Consider the following 19,887-nt stretch of genomic DNA (forward strand, 5'->3'; position numbering starts at 1 on the left):
GTTAAGGATTCTTACATTAAACAGCATCGTCACTTCAAACTTGGAGATAACCCGTGAGGCGCGTCCGATCCTCAGGAATCTGGTAAACGAGACAGGGGAAGCCGCACATATTGCCGTGTTGGAAAATCATGAGGTCGTCTATCTAGAGCAAATCGAGTGCTCTCATCCGGTACGTATCTTGTCATATGTCGGACGGCGAAACCCGGTTCATTGCACCAGTTCGGGTAAAGTTTTCTATGCTTTTCAAGACAGGGTGACAGTTGACAAGCTGCTTCAGGAAAACTTGGAAGCTTACACGCCTAATACGATTACTGATCCGGAAATCTTGCGAAACGAACTGATCGAGATCAAACAAGCTGAATTTAGTTACAGCGATTGCGAATATTTACAGGATGTCGTTTCCTTTGCAGCCCCCATTCGCGATTACACGCGCAAGGTTATCGCCGCCGTATCATTAGTAGGGCCGAAACACAGGATACAAAAACATCAGCATACTGCTATCAGAAACAAAGTAATAAAGGTAGCCCAAGAAATATCTAAAAATCTTGGTTATTTAACCTAGCCGACGTGTCATGCATAAATATTACTATCGTACCTGTTCGTATTCCGTTTTTCTCCAATAGAAAATCCCCCTTAAGTGAAACATACAGTCTTACTCTGCATGTTTCTATTTAAGGGGATAATCTCACCTTGTGACAGCTCATCACTATCACACCTAACGCTTCACCTTATAAAACTCATGGTACAGCTTCATTAGTGCTCGTTTCTCGATCCGCGACACGTAAGAGCGGCTGATCCCAAGCTCCTTGGCAATTGCGTCCGCTCCTCCCCGCCATGCTCCAGGCCAAAACGCCCGATGACCACTTCTTTTTCCCGCTCGTCCAGTATATCCAGGTTTTTGTATATTTTCGACTTCTCTATCTTCAGCTGTACCTTGTCGACGACATCGTCGGCTTCCGTGCCGAGGATATCGATCAAAGTGATTTCATTACCTTCCTTGTCCGTTCCGATTGGATCATGCAGTGAAACATCCTTACGCGTCTTTTTCAGCGAACGCAAGTGCATAAGGATCTCTATTCTAATGTCAAACGTGTAGCCGTCCAAGTGAGCCTCGTTAGTACCAACTTAACGGAGATTGCATGTCCAATCAATATAATTACATCGATATCTAATTAAAAAACTTCATGTCAAATTTTTGTTAAGTCTAATCGGTTAAGCTGAGTCACCCATAATGATTAGAGCTGCCTTACATATTGCTTCCTGGGCAGTTGATCCACTTTCAATTATTCTCATATTATTGTTCGCAAAGTCGGCAGTAACAACTTTCGACTTATTTCCATTCGGTGAATCGATTAGCACAAAGCCAAACCCTAATGCTTTCATTTTTTCAACGATGACCCATGTATCCTTAATGTTTATTAACGGTCTAAAATCCCATACCGATATTTCATTCTCACAACAAATCCAGTGATCCCCAACTAAGGACCACCCCATAATCTTTTCACCTATTAAGGTATTTATTATTAATTCCTCTTGAGGATAATCTTTCTCCATTAAATCACCCACCGTTAATTTTTTGGACAAGATTATCACCAAATATACTAATGAAAATTTAAAAATATTCCAGAAAAGAAAAAGCAGTACAAACTAAGTTGTACTGCCAAATATATAAGTTAAACAATTTTTATTTCTTTTTCAGATTCTGGTTCAAATTCTTTGATGGATATATCAACCTTTTGTTCACCAAAGCGAGTAAAGTGATACATTCTAAATCCACTTCTTAGGAAGCTGAATTTCCTTCTAAAAAGCGCAGCTACAACAGGATTTGCAGTCGTAAAAAAGATTTGTGTATTTCTATGAATGTTAAGCTGTCTTAGAAAATCAAGGAGTCCTAATACATTTAAATCATCCAGATTTGCTACAGGTTCATCAAGCAACAAAAATTTAGGCGCAGAAGTCATACTTAAGTGCAAAGAGAAAAAAACAGATAATACTACAGCTGTTCTTTGACCTGTACTTAATTGATGTATATGATCAAAATTCTTATTACTTCGATACGCCACTAGTTCACCATTGTCACTTAATTTCAAACCTGAAAATTCCTTCGGTGAATGCAGCAACAAAAAAAGATTGCTGATTGATTTGATGTTTGCTCTTATGAAATTTTCACTATACTTCTCTAATTTAACTAATTTTTTAAGACTGGATATTGCTGTTAAACAGTTAGTCAAGTTAGCTTGATTTGTTTCTAATTCATTTTCCAACGAACGCTTAATTTCAAGTTGTTGTTGATAATTAGAATAGTCGTCCATTTCTTTATTCAATTCTTTACTTTCGGTAACTAGCTTTAATAAAAACCTTACCCAGTCTTTCAATGATTTAGATTTCTGTATACTTACTCCTTCATAACTAAGTTTGTTTAAAACGGTGTCTAGCCAACCATCAATTTTGTTTTTCTTAACAAACTCCGACTCGTAAATTTCCGAAAGCTCTTGCTTTTTTTGTTGTACTTTCTTGTTCTCAGAACTATCACTATTCAGTTCATTAATATTTATTTCTAATTTTTCTTTAAGTGGTAATAGTAATTCATTCTTTTCAGCCAGCTGTTTGTTCAAATATGTTTGATAATTAACGTAATCATATCCTTGAGCAGTATTCGGGAGAAAAATAGGATTAGTAATTATTTCTGAAATTAATTTTAAATTTTCTGGAGAATAACCCTCTATTGAGAGGTTAGTAATCTCTCTGTTTAACACTTCTAAATCAGTTTTCATTTGTTCCATCTGTTCATGTGCAAAAACTAATTTTTTATACTTTTTTTCATAATCCTCCGTTTGCTGAGCATCAAGCGTTAACTCTAATAAAGTCAAAGCGCTGTCTGCGTGCATAATTTCATCCAATATTTTGATCTCTTTAGTTAATTCATTTAGATCAAAAGTTAGCTTTACTAAAGCTGTTTGATGTTTCTGGATTAGAACATTTAGTTCAATTAATTTGGGATTGTCTGTTTTATTCTCCATCAATATTAACTCTTCAAGAGTAGAAATAACTTTATGGTCTGTTCCACAGAGTGGACATACAGGCTCATCGGGTTTCTGATGAAGGTAATCTCTTCCGAGAGCTTTAATTTTTGATTTAAGCTCAACTAGATAATTGTTCTTAGCACTTATTTTTGATATTTCGTCTTCAATGTTTTTCTGATCAGCCTTTATTTGTTGAATGTTTCGCTCTAAACTTAATTTCTTTTCATTTAAATCATCAAGTTTGTAATTATTAATTGGTGTATTGAGAAGATATCCATATCGTTCGAAAAACTTACTCACTTTTTCATATTGTGATTTTAACTGTAGATACTTTTGATGTTTCTTTTCACGTCTCTCAATTTTCTCTTTATTGAAAAGGTGCTTTACTTGAGCCATATCTTCGATTAGTTTATTCATAGTAATTAATTCTTTATGTACATTTTTTATTTCACTTTCAAGTGAATTCTTTATTCCCTCTTTATCCTTGAGATTTCTTTGATATACACTCTCAATTCTTTGAATTTCATTTAGTTGTTCTTTTGTCGATTGGATATTGTTTTTTATACCCTGTTCTTTCGCTTGCAGTCCATTTAAGTCTTGAATATTTTCAGATATAATTTCGTTAATTGTTTCTCTATAGATATCAATCGATGATATTTTTTTATATAAAGCCTTCGACCACTCTATTAAATTCGAAGTTTCATCTCCCTGTGGTTTCTTGAACTCTAGACTTATCATTTCAATTAATTCTTGAATCAGTTCTATTTTCGCTCCAATTGAAACATTATGATTATCGTTTGATGGTTTACCGAATATCTCTAATCTAGATTTAATAGTTTCAATTTCTTTGACTATCTTGGAGTTTCTTTCCATAAATTCATCATAGTAACGAACCCAATTGTCTTGTACTTTTGCCAAATCTTCTCCAAAAATAATTCTGGAAAATTCAGTTTTGTAATCAGGCTGATCACCAAAACAAAAAGTATGTACAGCCTCTGACGAAAAATAATTGTATTGATGAAACGCTTCATTTATTCTAGATATTCGCTTCTCACGATTCTTATAAAATACGCTTTCGCGATTTTTTTTCTCTAAATTATCAGGTAAACTTATTAACGTCTTCCCGTTATTAAATTTCAAAAATCCATCCCACTCATAAGATATATTGTTCTTAGATTTTAATTTTTCTCTCTGTATATCACCAGTAAAGAGCAATTCTATTGCCTCTAAAATTGATGTTTTTCCAGATCCGTTTGCACCCTGCAGTAAGTTGACAGAAGCAAAATTTATGTTAGTCCCTTCTTTGAAACAATGATTTCTATACTTGCTGCCAAATGATATTTCTTCAACCTCAGTATTACTAATATCTGATGAGCTATAATTTTCTTCCTTAGAGAATAAATCTAGATCCAGATTGGGTTTCACCCCCTTGCTTGATCCGGACAAATAATCATTAACACTTTTATTAGAAAACTTTTCAAAGCAAAAGAGCAAATTGTTTTTTTCTAGTTCTCTAAACCAGTCAATCTTGGGATCAGGAAGGTCAGTTGTTTCAGAAGGTATCTCATTAATCTGGGAAACAGGAACATTATTTTGAATTAATGAATCTGTTATTACAATTTTACGAGCATACTGCTTACTATTTTCCACAATTCCTTTATTCAGTTGATTAAGCATCATGAAATCATCGTTATTTAGTATGAATATAAAGTATATGTTCCAACTTAAATCCCCATGCACTTTAAAAAAGATGGGTTCAATGAATTTAATCTCAAAATTGCTATAAATTTCATTAGTTCTAGATATTTCAAGAAATAAGTCCAAGCTAATGGGAACAAAAAAATACTTACTTACTGGATTATCTTTAACTACATAATCGACTTCATAAAAAGATAAATACTTCTCATACTCCATAAAATCCACATTTATATTTAACACATCAAAAATGATTGCGTTGGATATCTTGTGAGTGTCAATCAATGAAAAATCATTTTTGTTTAAAACATCTTTAATGTTAAACATATTCATTTTTACCCCCTGTTAATTTGGGTCATTTCTCTAATTCTTGAAACAGCTGAAATTGTAGTATCTAATTGTGGGTAGTATGAAATATCAATATCTCCAGGCTTATATGTAAACACACAAATTCTATTATGCTTATCCAAATCAATAGCACGTTTTGCATACTCTACTGCTTGTTTTGCATCTTGGAAATCAAAATTAAAAGCAACATATGCCCCTTTATTATCAGGAGTACCTTTTGAAAATAAATTGAAATACTTATAGTTTTGGGACAATTCAAATTCATGTTCATTTTTTAAATCTGAAAGGTGTTCTGGAAGCTTATCTCTTACGCATTTTATCAATTTAATGTAATTTTCTGCGAGTTTCCCCCTATACACTTCACATTCTTCATCAATATGCACGGCAAGTCTGTCACATATTTCATTTTCATTTGCTATGAGTTGACCCTTCTCAAGATGCCCGAAACACAGACCAAAAAAGTAATCTCTAAATTCTTTAACATCAACTGGGAAAGAATATGCTGGATTATTTATTACCGTATCTATCTCTTCAAATTTAGCTTTTAAATTATCTTCTTCAGGTACCTTATTTAAACATTTTAATAGTCCTCTATCATCTATTTCATAATATTTAACTGCTTTTATTTCACTCGGTTCTGTTACATTGAAACCTGCTTGTCCATGTTTTCTGATCCTGATAAGCTGAGCGTTCTCTAATTTTACAGAGTACCAGATGTTAACTTTTTTCTTTGACCAGTAGCAATAGCCTAAACCTTGGTCATAATTTTCACTGATTAGAATTTTGTATTTACCCTGTAGCATTTCAACATGCAAGTTTTTATTATAAATGCAAGACCAAGGTGTCTTTATTTTCAGTTTCTTACCACTTGGTAACACAATGTTTGTGTCACAAGACCAGTTTGCTGAAATGTAAGTTAAATTGTTTCCTTGCATTTGGTCATACAAATCCCTTCTTAACGATGAAAAAGAAGGATTTCTAGGTTCGGTATTTAGTTGTGGATGGAGCAAGATTGTTCCGCTATTTCCACTTGTAAAAATATTGGTCCTATTAATGTTCTGGTTCAATGAATCAGCACAAATAATGGATAGTAATTTATTTTGGCTATTACCACCGAAAACAAAAATTGTCTTTCCTAAAGTAAGTCCACTTCCCTCACAATAAAAATTCGGATCGGACATTGCATGCGTTTTAAGTTGCGGAACCAAACACATCCGATTATCGTTTAATCGGAATAAATAAATTAGACAACCTACAAATTGACTAGAGTAAACGGGTTGATTAATTGAGTCTTTTATTACTAGTGCGCCTTTACTTTCCCATAAAGTGATGTATTCAAAAAACTTATTAGTCATTTCACCCTGACAAGATAGACACCACAGTTTTTTTTCTGACGGTTTTAGATGATCGTTATCTAATATTTCCTCAACTAATTCCATCGGAAAAGAATATTCAGGAGTGATCAATAAATCTGCATTCTGGGAATTCGCTTCTATAAGTGAATTTTTGCAAAATTCTCTATGTCTTGGTGACGCTATTGTCGGACCCTTGTCGGCAGCGGCGCTTATCTCAGCTTGACATTGTAACCTTAGGATAGAATACGAATGTGATTGTTCAGCATGAAAATTAAAATCGGGAATAATACTTCTATCTGTAAAACAATGTTCGAGTAATTTAAATTCAACCATGTTTCATACCCCTCTTAAGTAAATACAAAACTAATTCTACAAACAATAACCCAATCCCTTTTTTTCTTCCAAAATTCAACAAATAAATCCATAATTATTGCATATTTCTTCCAGTAATCGATACTAAAGTAGCGAGAGAGGACTTTCTTCCAAATGTATTGCGTAAAATAAAAAGCGCCAGTAAGCAGGTTTCTGCATAACTGGCGCCAGCCCATACCAACTTTTTTAAAATAAAATATATTTTTCATGTACTCAACAAGCCTTTTAACTCCTTCATTTTAAGCCATGGACGTTTACGGTGAAGCATACGATGGCAACTTGAGCAAACCAACCAATATCCTCAATCTTGGCGTGGTATTCACCAGCCATTTCCGAGATTGGTTTTGTATGGTGTCCCTCGATAAAATCTTCGAACAGTTTTTGATATTAACTAATTCGACTTAAAGTTAAAATATTCCTGTAATAATAAAAATTTCTCGTCATTGAACCTACAACTATTATCTCGTGATAAATGATACGGAATTGCTGAAGGTTCTGTTCAAAATAGTTTAATAACGCGACAAAAAAGGGAACCGAAATCTGGTTCCCTTCAATGAAATTTATTAAAATGTAAAGATATCAACTTGCAAATCCTTACTCACGCGAATTTCACGGATTACCTTACGTAATAAATCCTGCTTCAGATCAAATGTTAATTCCTTATCAGATAATAAATAATACTCGGAGGCTTCTTGGATAATGTTGAAGCTGATTTTATCGTTCTCTTCAATATTTATTCTCTCTTCAAGTTGTTGCTTCTGAGCTCTAAGCTGCTCCTCTTTCTGCTTAAGCTCTTTTATCTTGTCACGTACATCATCTACCCCGAAGTCTTCCTCCATTAGGATGTTTATTAGCCGTTGTCTTCCGTTTTTGATCTTCTCGAGTTCTTGTTCGATTCGCTGGATCTCAGCTAACTCAAAAGGGATTTGCTCTCCTTCTTCATCTTTTGTCGCTGCAATCTCCTCCGGATTCTTTAGCCATCCTGAGACGGTATCCCATACGATCTCATCGAGCTTTTCACAGCTGATCCGATTGCCGCAACCGTTATGTTTAGCGCCAGCAGTATTCTTAATATCACTATACTCCAGTACATATTTCCCCCAATTTTTACTTTTCCGTCCGGTTAACGTGTTATGGCAGTCTGCACAACGCACCAAACCGCTCAATAAATAACTATTTTTCTTTACACCGCTCCAAAGGCGGCGTGACTGTTCGAGCAACTTCTGTGCTAACATGAATTGTTCATCACTGATAATTGGTGGACTCAGAACAAGAATCCATTCGTCTCTGGAGCGCAGCTTCATTTTCACTTTGTCCTCATCGCTCCGATATTGATTACCGAGCATACCCTCTGTGTTCCATCTGTTCTGATAAAATTCCCCAATGTAGGCTCTATTCATGATGACTTGTCTGACTACTTGCCTATGCCATTGAGTTGCGTTTCGTTTGGTAGGCACTCCTTGACCGGTTAAGTATTTTGCTATGCCGTTAATACCCTTTATCCATTCTACCGAATTTGTAAAGAGCTCAAGATTCGTATTCGTTTATAATCAGCTGCTCAGATTCAGCGTCATAGTCATATCCGTAGATTTGAAAATCTCTCAGAACTTTGCCCTGGCGGGCTTTTTCTCTTCTGCCACGAGACATACGTTCATTGATTTTTGCTTTTTCAAACTCCGCAATGGCGCCCCTCATCTGATAAAAGAGCATCCCTTCTGGAGTACGCGCGTATTCTCCGTTAACGAAAACTAGTTCTGCTCTTTTCTCAAGCTCTTCCGAAACGATCAACTGGTTCATAAGTTTACGGGAAAGCCGGTCTGGATCTAAGCAGATGACTCTTTCTATTAGTCCATCCCGCACATCATTTCTTAACCTGGTTAGAGCTGGTCGATCCAAAACTCTCCAGACACGCCCTCGTCAATATATTCGATTACTTCTACGCCTGATCGTACTTTACTTCTACAAGCCCTAGTCTGTTCGCTTAGGCTGTATCCGCTCTTTGCCTGTTCTTCTGTTGACACCCTTCCGTAAATTGCGTCCGCCATCGCCGTTCAGCTTCTCCCTCCTGTACACTTCCTTCAGGTATTTGTAAGCATTTGAACGAGCCTCCTTGGAATATTCACCTTCGTGAATTCGTATCTCCATGCAACAAGCCTCCTTTACGTTACCACTATACGAAGACTAAAGATTGTCCTAGTCCTCATGCAGTAACATATTGGAGGCTTGTTATGGTGGTTTCAGCTATGCACCCTTCTGACATTAGAATCTCGTCTTCAATACAGCGTGCCGCGAATGTGGCGAGCTTCGTTCCTTTGTCCGGTGAAAAGGACTCGATCGCTTTAATTAACCCGATCGTTCCGATCGAGATCAGGTCTTCCAGGTCCTCTCCAGTATTGTCAAACTTCTTGACGATGTGAACACAAACCGATGTAAAAAATTGTTGCCGTGATATGCGACCCTCATTAGTTTAAAACTTTATTTAGAGGATATTACTTAACCCATAAGTTTGCAGCAGCAAATATATGCTTCCAATCTACATCTCGCCCGTGTCGGGATTCTTCGCTAAGACGAAGTCACCTAATTTAACTTGCTCGATGGAACGTTCACCGTCTTGAGTCACAACCTTGGTCCCCCACGGTGAAGCAATTACATATTCCCGCGCTCAGCTTTTTCAACTTCAGGATATCCTTCACATCCAGAGCCAGCTTCGCAATCGTCGCTCCCGCTCCACCAATGATGTACTCCCCGATTTTTTCTCCAAAGAAATTTCCTAGTTGGTAAAACACCGTCGTTAACGCTACTCCCGTTTTCACGCTGTTCCAGATACCTTCGAATTGACTCAGGAGTCCTTCACTGATTGCCGCCAGATAATCCTTCATTACATTCATATCAAATCCGCTTTTCACGAATTCAATCAGCGGATCGAAGAACGCCATCATTCCCGAGATTGTGTCCTTCATGTTCCAGATCAGCGACCACATACTCGTAAAGTGGTTCTTAAACCCTTCCCATAACCCTAGTGCGAATTTCCCGCTCAGCTTTACAATACTGTTCAGGATGTTCTCCATCGTTTTATCAGTGCTATTCGCGCTCGTCACACTCGTTGGACTATTCCCGTAACTGTTAGCAATATCGTTCGCCGTTAAGGTGACCGTTCTCGTTGTATAGCGGTTTTCTAATGCAGCTAACGCCTGTTCCGCCTCCATCGTACACGCGGCATTAACCCCGCAGGATGCAAGCAGTTGCTGTAACCCGCCATAATCCGCCTCGTAGCTCGACCGCAACTGCAGCTCGTAAACTACTTCATTACATTGGCTCGTATTGCACGCACTAGAGATTGGCGAGGTTAGAATCATTCCACTTTCAGGGGGTGGAGGATTCACGAATACCTTTCCATCCATCACGTTCAATTCATGCTGCGCTTGCGCTTTCTCCGCTTCTGTCCCGTTCGCCAGAATCTCCAGCAGGTTCCATCGCGTCTTTGCCCAGATTCGTTGCCCATCATTGCCGTTCAATATCAGGTCGATCAGGTACAGCCGATCCCTGCCCCACGACTGAGCATCTGGTTCTTCGCTCGTCTCGACAACATGCAACATGTAGTCTCGGATGTCCAGCAAATGCAGACGTTCCGAGGCTGCTACTTTTTCTTCGTCACTTGTATAAGGACTCAGGATCACACCGATCGTGTTTACTTTCTCTCCGGCGCGCGCCCGCTCATCGGCATCCGACCCGTTATCGTAGATCCATTGGTATTCCGCTTGTTGCTTTTGCAGTTCCAGAACACTTTTGGCCCAAGCCTGGTTCCCTTCGTTCCCATACAATAGCTCGTTCACCAGATACAACTGTTGATTCGCCCAGGCCACCTGGCCTTCATTCCCGGTTACGGTCAGCGTAATCAGATAGACGCGCTGGCTCTCCCACTTGAATTGTTCCTCTGCCCACGCTTGTACATCTGGCGCCCCATTGGCAATCAGTTCCTGCAGATAATCGGATTCACTTGCCCAATAGTCATTAATATCCGCCTGCAATACACCTTGATGTAGTAACGCTCATTGACGTTTACGGTCTTGACCAAGATTTCTTCCGTATTCTCAGCAGTTTGGACGGGTCGATTGAGATATGTGTTTACGAAATGGTGGGCATTTCAACCGGATTCGGGAGATACGATGGTGTCAAACTACAAAAAAGCCGCATGCAAGCTTCGTTCGCTTGCTGCGGCTTTTACAATTACGTAGCGACTTCGGGGTCTTGAATTGACTTCACAACGTTTACGAAGCTTGGTTCCGCATCCGGGGATTCCTCTGGTGGTGTGATCTTGTCCACATCATCCCGCATCACCACATAGGTCTTTGCCAGCATATCCCCTACGCGTTGCCGTTTCTTGGATAGAAGCGCTACAATGCCAGCTAAACCGCCACCAAACAGGATGGGATTCGCTTCGATTAGACGTAAGATATTACGTATGAGTGATCGAAATAATCCTGGAGGTTTGCCTTTTGCGTTGACTACTCGGATTTTCATTAATAGCTTTCCGATTGTCCAACCCAATAGACCTTCTAGCACAAATTGATAGGAAAACATGCTGATGCACCACAGCCAGACGGTATTATGATAGGTGTCTTCGCTTAAAGACAATGCTGGAATAGCGAGAAAAGCAAGCAGGATAACTCCGTCAATCCATAACGCTGCCCAGCGTCTTGCGATCATGCTAAAGCGGTAATTGGATACGATTTGCTCAATTGGCAATTTTATTCACTCCGTTATTGTGGGAGGACTTGATCCCGTCCGCACCTTACTCTGTAATACTTATTTCTTCATTATTTCCTCCGCAGACCAGAGAACGTTACCGTGCTGATCAAACTCATATGTCTTACTGACTTCCGCTTTAGATCTGGATACCACTTCATCCTCACTATTGAAATAATAGGTAATGCGTCTTATTCCACCATGCTGACAGTGTTCTGCCGTTTCAATACGGATCGCAGGGTCATCAATTATTTTGGGCTGCTTCATGAGAGCATGAGCCACTTCATCAATACCTGTCCATTTTCTAAACGCCCATTGTTTCTCACGATTTTCAAGGAGCTCGTAATCCCAGACGTCTTCATAAAGCTTTATTCGTATAATATCCTCTTGTAATTCTACGTTCTCAAAGCAGTCTTTAAATGTTGTAAGCACTTTTTTAGGTATGAATTTGAAATATTCTCTACCAAACCACATCATCCAATTCGAACCAAACCAGGCACCATCTGAATAGTGATTATGACCTGGATTTGCCTCTAGATCAACAATCACTTTGTCAGGAAACATCGGCTTAGGAATTACCTTATAGTTTTCTAGGCTTTTATTCTTTACTTCAAAATACTGAGTGTCGGTATTATTTTGCCAAAAGTTATCTTCAGCGGTATTAATGAACGATACAATACCACTATATTTCTGCATAACTTCATTTACGTATTGTATTATAATATTTACTGCACCTTGGTTAAAATTCGTTTTTATTCTTCCGGTAATCATACTGCTGCTAATGCTTTTTTTAAATATGAAAAATTGCCTATCTGCCTCAATAGCAAAAATGAACCTATTTTTTTTCTCAAATTCTTTTCTAATTCCTTTATAGAATTTACTTTCATTAAATGGGACTAGATTGGCACTCGTTAGAGTTGACCCCCTCATACTGAGGGGGTTAAACAATTTGAAATTCTTAAAAAGTACTTCAACTATAGATTCGCTAACGATTTCATTACTTATAATTATCTCAAAATTTAACTCTGACATATTCATTAATACTCCTCAATCTCAACAATAATATTTACGTCGGGGTCATTAGCATAACTAATTATTGTTTGCATATCAAAACGATCCTTTGTTCCTTTTGGAATTCTAAGATTTAGTATCTTCTCAGCTGTTTCGCCATCTACAGTAATGTCTCGATCTAATTCATCAATGTAATTAATTACCTTGTTCGTCGCAGCATATCCAGCATATGACGATGTACTCGGATCTAGGGATTTCAAACTTATTACCCTTATGCCTAGATGAAAATCTATCGTCTGAAAGTAACCTTCACTCAGCTGACCGATATTCCACCAATCCTTATACTCCGTCTTACTTAGATGTAGTTCAATGTAATTCCCCCGATCCGTCGCAGGGAAATCCCACATCCGATCACTATAGAGAAAGCCCGCTTTGGACAATGCCTCAAATTGTGCATCTGGATTACCGTAGAACCCGCTCTTAATCAACTTGTTCATTTCTGTAATGTTCAGCGCAGAGTAATCAATATTTTTTGCGGTATCAATTTGAATTTCTTTCGGCTGTCCTTTCATGTTAATCATGAACTGATCAAAATTCGGACAATTACTATTATGCGTCAAAATCTTCAAATTTGAAACATAATACGTATGAAAGTCCTTAACCCGGAAGTTGTAAACCGTCGTATGCTGCTCCTTAACCTCAATCTTGTCAACCGCCAAGTACGAGCCATCGCTCGTCTCGAACAAGTCGCCAACCACGAGGTCCTTCGCAACAACCCAGCCTTTGCCCTTGATCCAGAATGGATGCTCGTCCGTCGTCGTAATTACTTCATCACCAACGATAATGTTCCACGACTCCGTAATCTCCTTCTGGAACAGCAGATCAACTTCCTTGTACGCCATTTCGCCTGTGTCCGGGTTCTTCGCCAGTACAAAGTCTCCCAGTTGTACGTGCTCAATCGCCTTCTCCCCGTCTTGCGTCACAACCTTGGTTCCCGCCGTGAAGCAATTACAGATGCCAGCGCTCAGCTTCTTCAGCTTCAGAATATTTTTCACCTTCAGGGCGAACTCTGCGATCTTCGCTGTCGATCCCCCCAGATATTCCGCTACTTTCGCCCCGAAGAATTTCCCCAGCTCGTAGAACACCACAGTCAGCGCCGCGCCCGTCTTCACTCTATTCCAGATGCCTTCGAACTCACTCAGCAGTCCGTCCGCAATGGCGTCAAGGAAATCTTTCATCACATTCAAGTCAAATCCACTCTTCACAAATTCGATCAGTGGATCGAAGAATGCCATCAGTCCCTTGAGTGTATCCTTCATGTTCCAGATCAACGACCACAGGTCCGTCACATATCCCTTGAAGCCTTCCCACAGCCCTTGCCCAAACTTCCCGCTCAGCTTCACGATGCTGTCCAGGATGCTGCTCATCGTCACGCTCGTGCTGTTCGCGCTTGTCACACTCGTTGGGCTGTTCCCATAGCTGTTGGCGATATCGTTCACCGTGTTCGTAAGCGTCCGTGTCGTGTACCGATTGTTCAAGGCTTCTAGTGCCTGACTCATCTCCATCGTACAGGATGGATCGGTACAGGAAGCGAGCAGGTTCTGAATTTGGCTAACCTCCACCTCGTAGCTCGACCGAAGTTGCAGCTCGTATACTACTTCCTGACATTGGCTCGTATTGCACACACTAGAGACTGGCGAGGTTAAAATTACTCCGCTTTCAGGGGGTGAAGGATTCACGAATACCTTCCCGTCCATCACGTTCAATTCATGCTGCGCTTGCGCTTTCTCCGCTTCTGTCCCGTTCGCCAGAATCTCCAGCAGGTTCCATCGCGTCTTTGCCCAGATTCGTTGCCCATCATTGCCGTTCAATATCAGGTCGATCAGGTACAGCCGATCTCGCGCCCACGACTGGGCTCCCGGGTCTTCGCTCGTCTCGACAACATGCAACATGTAGTCTCGGATGTCCAGCCAATGCAGTCGTTCCGATGCTGCTGCTTTTTCTTCGTCACTTGTATAAGGACTCAGGATCACACCGATCGTGTTTACTTTCTCTCCGGCGCGCGCCCGCTCATCGGCATCCGACCCGTTATCGTAGATCCATTGGTATTCCGCTTGTTGCTTTTGCAGTTCCAGAACACTTTTGGCCCAAGCCTGGTTCCCTTCGTTCCCATACAATAGCTCGTTCACCAGATACAACTGTTGATTCGCCCAGGCCACCTGGCCTTCATTCCCGGTTACGGTCAGCGTAATCAGATAGACGCGCTGGCTCTCCCACTTGAATTGTTCCTCTGCCCACGCTTGTACATCTGGCGCCCCATTGGCAATCAGTTCCTGCAGATAATCGGATTCACTTGCCCAATAGTCATTAATATCCGCGAGTACGCCTGCGGTTCCCGTAGGCACATCCGTCCAATCGGTTGACGCCCATTTCCCGTTGTTGCTCCAGTTCGCATTATCCCAAACGGCCAACACTCCTGCAGGTATTCCAGGTGTCCACATATCCTGCGTCGTGATACGCAATTCGTAAGGGATATCGCTGCTCGCAGAACTGGAAGGTGAATACACCTTGATGTAGTAACGCTCATTGACGTTTACGGTCTTGACCAAGACTTCTTCCGTATTTGCCGGTTGTTGGGACGTGTCGGCGGAAGTTGGCGTTGTGCCCGCTTTGTATACCTGCATGTCCAGATCGATCCCCGGTGGCTTCATCAGCACTGTGACAGGTCCGCTATGGCTCCCAGTGTCGAAGTAGAAGTAGTCCACATCCTGCTTGCAAGCAATGCGTGCTTGATTCACCGAGCCGTCCATGGGCAGTTCCCGTGCTCCGCTCTCAACATCGTTAAACTCGGCATCCGCGATCGTACAGCTTAGATTCGTATTTCCCGGTGTTGGCGTTCCGGGGCCAATCGTGCCTTCGCCGTAATCCAGCGTTGTTTCTACTACTCTCGTTCTAATCGTGTCGCTCAAATCGGCATTATTATATGTGCGAACTAAAATATGAGTACCGGCTTCCTGCTTTGGAATAGGAATATTGAAGGTTTCGTTCGAGACGGCTCCCGTCCAAGTCAGAACGTTATTGATGGAGAGTTCCACCGTATGGCCGGTTGAAGTACCCGAAATCTTATTAGAGTTCTTGTATACGGGATTTACATTCAATACAGGAGCGGTAAGTACTGTTTTCAGAGTATCCGCGTGATCAAAGACTCTCACTTTCACTACAGAACCTGCTGATTGAGGACTTATCGGGAATTTAAATGAGCCATTCGTCGCGACTAATCCTGAACCAATTACAACTTCAGCAGCATCAACCGCCTCCACGAACCTGTTGGGGGTAGAGGTACCGGATATCTCTATATCATTACTATCAATCTTATTCACCAGGGTGGTAGTCGTCACGGTCTTATTAGATCTCGTGTTTGCACCTTCCGTCGTTTCAACACGAATATAGATCGTGGTCCCCAAGCTGATCGTACTGGTTAACGACATGCTAAAGCTTTCGTCAATAATGGAAGCATAGCCTAGCACATTCCTGTTCGCATCCTCCAGATAGGCATGCTGTGCATTGGAACTCCCTGTAATGACCAAATCGTCCGTATCGATTGGGTCGATTGATAGAGTCGGTGCTGATAAGACAGTACGACTGGCATATCCTGAAATTCCATGCACATCGACTGCCTGCACCACAATGTTAGCACCTAGAGGTTGCGGTGGAATTGATGCCGAGTAATTTCCATTGCTTGCACTAACAGAGGTCAAAGGAACGCCATTACTGTACACATGTATGTTGGTACCTTCTGTCGTACCTTCGACGGTCGTATCGTTCACATCTACCGGATTCAACAGTATAGCGGGCACACCTTGTACTGCAATGGTTTGTGAAGTATCGGCTCTCCCATCATAGCTGGTTGCTTTGACTGTCAATTGACTGCCCTGTGGAAAAGGATCGATAGGTATATTAAAACTATTGTTACTCACGATGCCTTGTGCGATCTGGTTGGCTAGATTTCCATTTGCGTACACATAAATGTGGTAGCCTGTTGAGGTGCCCGTTACATTTACCGATGATGATCCAATCGGTTTAATAGTTAGGGTCGGTGCTGTCAACACATTGCGATAAATGGATGTATCGTTGCCGGAGGCATCTCTGGCGGTAATCTTCAGTTGAGTTCCCGGCGTCTGCGACGGGATGGTCACCTCAAAAGAGCCGCCGCTATTCAGTTGTGTAATTTCTATGTACTGGCCGGCAACCAGACGATATATGGTTACATTAGACCCACTTGTATATCCAGTTACCTTCACGTCGTTACTGTCTACGTTGTTCACATTCTGCAGTAGAGGAGCGGACGCTACAATTCGAGTTTCAGACTTCTGTTGTCCGGAGTTGTATGCCACAACTTGCAAAGAAGTACCGGCAGGTTGTGGCGGAATTCCAACACTGAAATTACCGCTGACCGTTGCACTCCCAATTTGGATTCCGGACTTGAAAACTTTGACACTACTGCCGTCGGTAGTGCCACTAACGAACTCGTCATTGTCATCCAGAGAATATACGTACAGACTGGGAAGCATTGGTGTTGGTGGTGTCGGTGTCGGTGTCGGTGTTGGCGTCGGTGTCGGTGTCGGTGTCGGTGTCGGTGTCGGTGTCGGTGTTGGCGTCGGTGTCGGACAAGTCCAAGTGGTTATAAAGTAATGTACATAGTTAGAACTATAATTCCAATTGCTTTCCCCGGTGCAATCAGGAGAAGGTTGTGGAGGAGAGTAATCATTGTACCAGCAAACCCATGATGTCAAATAATAATGGGTATCGCCCTCCGAACTTTGCCATATACTTTCCAACTCGGCAGTTCCTGAACCACAATTCGGAGCAGGACCAGGGTCTGAGTAAACGTTCTCAGCATAGGTTGTGCTTATCGGGAATATCGGTGTAATCACTTGCATTATCAGCATCAATAATAGTAGTACTGAAACTCGTCGCTTAAACTTTATTTTCATAAAATGGTTGATCACTATATTATCACCCGATCCGGTTAATAGATTCTTCCTTCTTCCTTGCAACCTCAAGTTCACCAAACAGATATCGAATACGTGGCCGTATCGAAGTCCGTGGAACTGGCTCCATAAACCAAGATATAATATTGCGTATTCGCGGCCGCTTGAAAGGTTATATTCTCATTCTGGCCTGCACCGTTCTTGTTCCTAATCAAACGATTTCCGCTGCTATCATATACTTCAAGTTCATAGTTCTTGCCAGTTGGAATGGCCGAAACATTGAGTTGCACCTGGACCGTTCCCGTGGAACTTCCCTTGACAAAGGTGTAATAATCTTGATCACCGGGGGCAGATAATCGGGATGATATACTCTGACCCATTGTTATAGGAGTAGCCATACTTATCGTGTCGTTATAGGGTTCATTGGTATCCGTAATCACACTGCTTATTTCGACGGTATACGTGTTTAATAACGAATAATCCTCTGGTCCTGCACCCGATATTCGGATGTAATACTTTTTACCACTCTCAACGGGCAGACTTGCTTGTTCAATCCCTCCAACATGACGATTGATCGCCTGTAGTCGATTCCCATCCGCATTGTATACATCTAAGTTGTAGTCCTTTCCAGTAGCGCTTTGAAGAGAAACCATTGTGCGCCCTGTTGTGTTGGCTGTAAAGCTGTAAAAGTCTATATCCCCCGTGATGTCAAGCTTGCTTGAGTAGGACAATCCAGGAGTAAGACTGGTCGCTTGCTCATAACTATCGTTAGGTTCATCGTTTTGAGCTTGAAGCGTTCCTAATGTCAAGGTGTATTTGTTAATGAGATCTACATCTTGATTGCTCACTCCAACCACTTGTGCATAGTAAACCGCGTTCGCATCCAGATCTAACATAGCCTTATTTATTAAAGGCATACTCGTATCCACACCCGACAATTGGTTCCCATTGGCTCGATAGACTCGGAGTGCATACTGTTTACCGGAGGGCATGGTTAATTGCAGAGTAGCTCGACCTTTCAGGCTTCCTCCGACGATACGATAATAATCCAGATCATTGGCATAAGAGATATAACTTTGAACAGTGGAGCCGAAATTCAATAAGGGCGCTGTATCTCGGTTATCATTGCCAGGTTCGTTCGTATCCGGATTGATTGAGTTAAGATTAAGTGTGTAGCTCTCGCTAGAGTAGTCTGCTGAAGTCGCTCCATATACTTTCAAGTAAAAGGAAGAGCCTTGTTGCACGTTAACACTCAGGCCATTGATATTCCCACCATTGGCAGTTGCGAGCAACGTAGACCCGTCCGGGCCATAGATATCCAACTTAAATGTTTTCCCAGATGGCGGAAGAAGGCCTACCGTCAGCTTGCCACTGCTAATCGCAATGACCTTGTAATAATCCTGATCACCGGAATAAGATAAATACGAAGCCTTAGTCGAGAGCAAGGTTACAGTTGTTGCATTATTGACTGTATTATTAGGCTCATCGGTATCTGTTAAAAAGGTCTGAGTAGGTTGATAGGCTTCAATATTTCCGAGAGCTAAATTGTAAGGCTCAAGTCCATAGATGCCTGAAAAAGCTGAAACCTCAAGATAATAGACCGAATTACTATCCACATGCGATTGAATCGTCGCCTGCCCGTTGGAGATTGTGCTAGAAGCCAACACGGTTGTTCCATTGCTCGAGTACAAGCGAACCGAATACGCCATTGTTGAATTCAGACTAATGGACAGCTTCCCCGTAGCCGAAGCTTGGAAACGATACATGTCCTTGTCTCCATTCACCAGCAAATACGAATGAACGGAAGTGCTCGCCGTTACGGAGTATGCATTTGCGATGGTATCATTCGGCTCATACCTATCGAATTGAATCGTGGTGGCTGCGGATATATTTCCCGCCTGATCTTTGGCTTTAATTGAATAGGAATACCATGTGCTATCGGTCACACCAGTGACAGCAAACTGAATGCTTGCTGCGGATAGAGTAGTATTAAAGGTTGAATCGTTCCATACTTCATAACCAGCTAAACCCAAATTGTCGCTAGAGGGGTCCCACTTCAATAACGCTGTTCCCCCAGTAATTGAGTCTAATCTCACTACAGGGGCATTAGGCAGAGTCTTATCCACCATAGCAATGGCACTCGCTTCAGCACTGATATTCCCCACATTGTCCATTGTCCTGGCGTACACAGTTGTTTGACCTTCAACGTTTATCGCAATAGGTGCGGAGTAATCCGTCCACGTCCCTGCGGCTCCCAGTTTGTATTGGCTCTTCTGTACGCCGCTTCCGCTATCCGTTCCTGACGTTAGGGTTGCGGTTACATTCGTACTGGACCAAGCCGTTGTG

At 41.3% G+C, this 19,887-nt stretch carries 13 protein-coding genes and 2 pseudogenes; 1 reads left to right on the forward strand and 14 read right to left on the reverse strand.

From position 1 onward, the window contains the following. Nucleotides 1-40 precede the first annotated feature (40 nt). A complete protein-coding gene (locus AC58QD_RS13460) occupies nucleotides 41-562 on the forward strand; it encodes an IclR family transcriptional regulator (protein WP_497333944.1) in 522 nt (173 codons plus the stop codon). A 153-nt stretch (nucleotides 563-715) separates the two neighbouring features. On the opposite strand, the pseudogene AC58QD_RS13465 reads toward AC58QD_RS13460, so the two are convergent. From AC58QD_RS13465 to AC58QD_RS13530, 14 genes and pseudogenes are all read right to left on the reverse strand, one after another. After that, nucleotides 716-1,083: pseudogene (locus AC58QD_RS13465) on the reverse strand (sigma factor-like helix-turn-helix DNA-binding protein); the annotation flags it as partial. Between the two features lie 129 nt (nucleotides 1,084-1,212). After that, entirely contained in the window at nucleotides 1,213-1,554 is a 342-nt protein-coding gene (locus AC58QD_RS13470; RefSeq protein ID WP_497333946.1) for a BC1872 family protein, read from the reverse strand. Between the two features lie 119 nt (nucleotides 1,555-1,673). Next, complete coding sequence (locus tag AC58QD_RS13475) at nucleotides 1,674-5,045, reverse strand: hypothetical protein (RefSeq protein WP_497333948.1); 3,372 nt, start codon at nucleotides 5,043-5,045, stop codon at nucleotides 1,674-1,676. An 8-nt stretch (nucleotides 5,046-5,053) separates the two neighbouring features. Next, a complete protein-coding gene (locus AC58QD_RS13480) occupies nucleotides 5,054-6,754 on the reverse strand; it encodes a hypothetical protein (RefSeq protein ID WP_497333950.1) in 1,701 nt (566 codons plus the stop codon). A gap of 602 nt (nucleotides 6,755-7,356) precedes the next feature. Next, nucleotides 7,357-8,295 (reverse strand): recombinase family protein, encoded by a 939-nt coding sequence (locus AC58QD_RS13485; protein WP_497333996.1) that lies wholly within the window; start codon nucleotides 8,293-8,295, stop codon nucleotides 7,357-7,359. Nucleotides 8,296-8,320: 25 nt separating this feature from the next. Beyond that, the gene (locus tag AC58QD_RS13490) at nucleotides 8,321-8,689 is read right to left on the reverse strand and encodes a recombinase family protein (RefSeq protein WP_497333952.1); all 369 of its coding nucleotides are present in this window, start codon (nucleotides 8,687-8,689) and stop codon (nucleotides 8,321-8,323) included. Next, nucleotides 8,671-8,838, reverse strand: coding sequence for a recombinase family protein (locus AC58QD_RS13495; RefSeq protein WP_497333954.1), 168 nt, complete (start codon nucleotides 8,836-8,838; stop codon nucleotides 8,671-8,673). Before AC58QD_RS13495 ends, AC58QD_RS13490 begins: the two co-directional genes overlap by 19 nt. Further along, nucleotides 8,762-8,938: a hypothetical protein gene (locus tag AC58QD_RS13500; protein ID WP_497333998.1), complete on the reverse strand. Its 177-nt coding sequence runs from the start codon at nucleotides 8,936-8,938 to the stop codon at nucleotides 8,762-8,764. Before AC58QD_RS13500 ends, AC58QD_RS13495 begins: the two co-directional genes overlap by 77 nt. A 112-nt stretch (nucleotides 8,939-9,050) precedes the next feature. Further along, nucleotides 9,051-9,209 (reverse strand): annotated as a pseudogene (locus AC58QD_RS13505) (sigma factor); the annotation flags it as partial. A gap of 187 nt (nucleotides 9,210-9,396) precedes the next feature. Then, nucleotides 9,397-10,821: a hypothetical protein gene (locus tag AC58QD_RS13510; RefSeq protein ID WP_497333956.1), complete on the reverse strand. Its 1,425-nt coding sequence runs from the start codon at nucleotides 10,819-10,821 to the stop codon at nucleotides 9,397-9,399. Nucleotides 10,822-11,020: 199 nt separating this feature from the next. Beyond that, nucleotides 11,021-11,539, reverse strand: coding sequence for an RDD family protein (locus AC58QD_RS13515; protein WP_497333958.1), 519 nt, complete (start codon nucleotides 11,537-11,539; stop codon nucleotides 11,021-11,023). Between the two features lie 60 nt (nucleotides 11,540-11,599). Next, nucleotides 11,600-12,571 carry a hypothetical protein gene (locus AC58QD_RS13520; protein WP_497333960.1) on the reverse strand — a complete coding sequence of 324 codons (972 nt, stop codon included), beginning with the start codon at nucleotides 12,569-12,571 and terminating at the stop codon, nucleotides 11,600-11,602. Nucleotides 12,572-12,576: 5 nt separating this feature from the next. Next, nucleotides 12,577-17,388, reverse strand: a complete 4,812-nt coding sequence (locus AC58QD_RS13525; RefSeq protein WP_497333962.1) for an Ig-like domain-containing protein — start codon at nucleotides 17,386-17,388, stop codon at nucleotides 12,577-12,579. Nucleotides 17,389-17,615: 227 nt separating this feature from the next. Continuing rightward, a partial coding sequence (locus AC58QD_RS13530; protein WP_497333964.1) for an OmpL47-type beta-barrel domain-containing protein occupies nucleotides 17,616-19,887 on the reverse strand: 2,272 nt, incomplete at its 5' end.

The organism is Paenibacillus sp. J2R1T-4 (genome assembly GCF_059692235.1).